The sequence below is a fragment of the Nocardia sp. NPDC060220 genome (genome assembly GCF_042727815.1).
Classification (GTDB): Bacteria; Actinomycetota; Actinomycetes; order Mycobacteriales; family Mycobacteriaceae; genus Nocardia.
On sequence record NZ_JBHWZY010000706.1, the window covers coordinates 1 to 3,655 of the forward strand.

At 67.7% G+C, this 3,655-nt stretch carries 1 protein-coding gene; it reads right to left on the bottom strand.

Features of this window, described 5'->3' with window-relative positions:
- The coding region (locus ACFWF3_RS28090) for an amino acid adenylation domain-containing protein (protein ID WP_379316458.1) at positions 1-3,655 on the bottom strand (3,655 nt) is incomplete at both ends.

Below are 3,655 nucleotides of genomic sequence, written 5' to 3' on the forward strand. Positions count from 1 at the left end.
GAGCCGACAGGTCGAATCCCGCCGCCGCGTCCGCCGCGGCGATCGTTGCCGGGTCGGCCGGGGATTCCGCGTCGCGGTCACCGGCGAGATCGATCTCCCGGAATCCGATCTCGGCATGGTCGAGCACGATCTGACGGGGCCCGCCCGCGGTCTCCACAAACGCGGCCCGCAGGATGTCGTGCCGGTCGACCACGGCCTGAGCGGCGCGGCGCAAGCGCTCACCGTCGACCTCGCCGGAAAATCCGATCATCGTCTGGACGGTGTAGTTGTCCCCGGCATCCGGGTCGAACGTCGAGTGGAAATGCACACCGGACTGCATGGGCGACAACGGCCAGACGTCGGACAGGCCGTGGTATTGCTGCTCGAGCCGATCGATGTCGGGTTGGGTGAGGGCGACGAGCGGAGAATCCGAGGCGCGTTCCACCGGCGGGGCCCCATCGCCGTCGGCCATCGCGGCGAGGGCGGCAACTGTCTTGCCTTCGAAGACATCTCGCGGCGTGAGCGTGAGCCCGGCGGATCGCGCCAGCGCCACCAGTCGCATCGAGACGATGCTGTCCCCGCCGAGCGCGAAGAAATTGCTGTCGGCGGACACGGTGTCGAGATGGAGCACGTCGGCGAAGAGTTTCGCCATGACCTGTTCGGTATGCGTCGACGGCATTCTGCCGTCCGCGGCGTGGGCATCGAAGGACCTCTGCCGCAATGCTTTCCGATCGAGTTTTCCGGTCGGTGTGCGCGGCATCTCTTCGAGCTGCACGATCGCCGCGGGGTTCATATAGCGCGGTAGCGTGCGCGACAGATCGTCGCCGAGTGCCACCACGTCGACCACGGCGCCCGAGGCGGAGACGAAATAGGACACCAGCACCGGTTCGTCGGCAGGCCCCTTCACCACGACGGTCGCGACGCTCGCCACCTCCGGGTGCAGAGCCAGGTGCGCATCGATTTCCCCCGGCTCGATCCGCAGGCCGTGGATCTTGACCTGCTGATCGCCTCGACCCAGATATTCCAGTGCCAATCCGGCGCGACCGCGCACCCAGCGCACGGAATCACCGGTGCGGTAGATCCGTTCGCCGCGAACCGATCGCGGATCCGCGACGAAGCGCGACGCGGTCACACCCGGTCGACCGACGTACCCGCGGGCGAGTCCGGGCCCACCGATATAGAGTTCGCCCACGACACCGACCGGCACCGGTCGCAGCCACCGGTCGAGAACCATCGCCGACGCGCCCCGGATCGGGCCGCCGATCGTCACCAGTTCGCCGGGTACCAGGGCGTCCGACCCCGTCGCCCAGATCGTGCACTCGGTCGGTCCGTAATGATTCATCAGCCGTCGGCCGTGCCCCCACCGGTTCACGGTGTCCGGCTCGGTCGCTTCGCCGACGACCGCGAGCGATGTCAACGACGGTGTCCGGGACGGATCCATGGTTTTCAGCACCGACGGGGTGATGATCGCGTGCGACACCTGCTGCGACCGAAGCAATTCCTCGAGGTCGGTCCCGGCGTACACCTCCGGTGGCGACACCACGAGACCGGCGCCACTCCCGTGCGCCAACAGCAACTCCGACAAGCAGGCGTCGAAGCCCGGCGACGCGACCTGCAGCACCACCGAACCCGGACCGACACCGAAGGCGTCGACCTGCGCCGCGACGAGGTCGGCCAGGCCGCGATGGCTGAGGTGGACCGCCTTCGGTTTGCCGGTCGATCCGGACGTATAGATCACGTATGCCGCGTTGTCGGCCGACAGCCGATCAGCCCCGGCCGAGACTTCGGACAGACGGGGAAGATTTTCGTCAGCATCCGTAGCCGCAGCGTCCAGCGTCAACCAGTCGACAGTGTCCGGAAGGCTCGGTGCGACATCGCTGGTCGTCACGCCGAGACCGGTCCGGGAGTCGGACAACAACTCCGCGATCCGCGCGGCGGGATTGCCGGGATCCAAGGGCAGGAAGGCGGCGCCTGTCTTCGCCACCGCCCAGATGGCGACCACCAGTTCAGCCGAACGGGGAACGGCCAACGCGACGATCGACTCGGCACGAGCACCATGGCGGGCCAGCAGATGAGCGAACTCGTCGGCGCGGCGCTCCAGCTCACGATAGGTCCACGTGGTGTCGCCGCACCGCAGGGCCACGGCATCCGGATACCTGCGCGCGGTCTCCCACAGGATGTCGCGCAGCACGAGCTCCGCGGCGGGCGGCTCCTCGCTGCCGACCGAAAGCAGTTCCGCGCGTTCGGAATCCCAGCAGGAGGAGATCGCGGCGACGTTGCGGGCGGGATTCCTGACGATCTGCGTGAGAAGAAGCTCGAAGCGTTCGAGCAGCGTACGGACCTCGGCCGAATCGAATCGGTCGGTGGCGAACTTCAGCGTCACCGTGTAGGTGCTCGGCTCGTCGGCGGCATCCGATCGCCGGTCGCGACTCGACCGCGGCGGGGACACTTGCAAACTCAGTGGATACGGCGTGGCATCGTGTGCGTCGATCTCGACGAACCGCAAGCCGGCGTCGGAGAGATTGCGCGCCAGCAGTTCCCGGTCGAGCGGATAGGACTCGAGCACCGTCGCGGTGTCGAACATGTCGGTGATGCCGGTGGCCCGTTGCAGCTCCGCCAAGCCGATGTACTGATGATCCAGCATGGCTGCTTGCTCGGATTGCACGCGGACGAGCAGGTCGCCGACGGTTTCGCCGGGGTCGAGGCGGACTCGGACGGGCAGCGTGTTGACGAGAAGCCCGACCATGCGCTCGACATCCGGAATCTGCGGCGGGCGGTGCGCGATCGTATTGCCGAAGACCACGTCCGACCGTCCGGTCAGCGCGGCCACCAGCAGTGCCCATGCCACCTGCAGGGCCGTGTTGGCGGTGACGCCGTGTGAGCGGCCCAGATCGAGAAGCGCTGCGGTGGTCGCCGCGTCCAGGTTCAGGTCGACCTCACCGACGTGCGCGGCGACGGACCGATCCGGCCTGCCCGTGACCCGTGTCGGACTGTCGATTCCGGCGAGTGTCTCCCGCCACGCGGCGATTGCGGCGTCGCGATCCTGCGCCTGTAGCCACCGCAGATACTCCCGGTACGAACGAGGGGGCGCGAGCTCGGCGGTGTCGCCATCGGAGGTGTACAAGGAGAGCAGCTCGTGGATCAGCAGAGGCATCGACCAGCCGTCGAGCACGAGGTGGTGGTTGGTGACCAGCAACTGGAAAGTATCGACGCCGGTGCGCACGAGGTGGAAACGCACCAGCGGTGGATGGGCCGGGTCGAACGGAGCCACGGCCGCCCTCGCGAGTCGCCGAAGTGCTCGCGCCCGCCTGCCCCCATCGCTGATGCCGGCGAGATTCGACTCGCCCCAATCGACTTCGGTGTCACGCAGGACGATCTGCCGTGGCCCATCGGCACTCTCGACGAACGCCGTCCGCAGGCTGTCGTGCCGGTCGATGAGCACCTGCGCGGCGCGGCGCATCCGCGCACCGTCCACCTGCCCGGCGAAGGTCAGCGCCACCTGCACGATGTAGCCATCGTCGCCGTCGCGGTCGTAGATGGTGTGGAACAGCAGCCCGGACTGCAAGGCGGTGAGCGGCCACACATCGATCATCGACGGGTATTTCCCCAGCCAGTGGTCGACATCGTCCTGCGATACGGCGGTGAGCGGGAAGTCGGAGGGCGTGAAGCCGTAGCC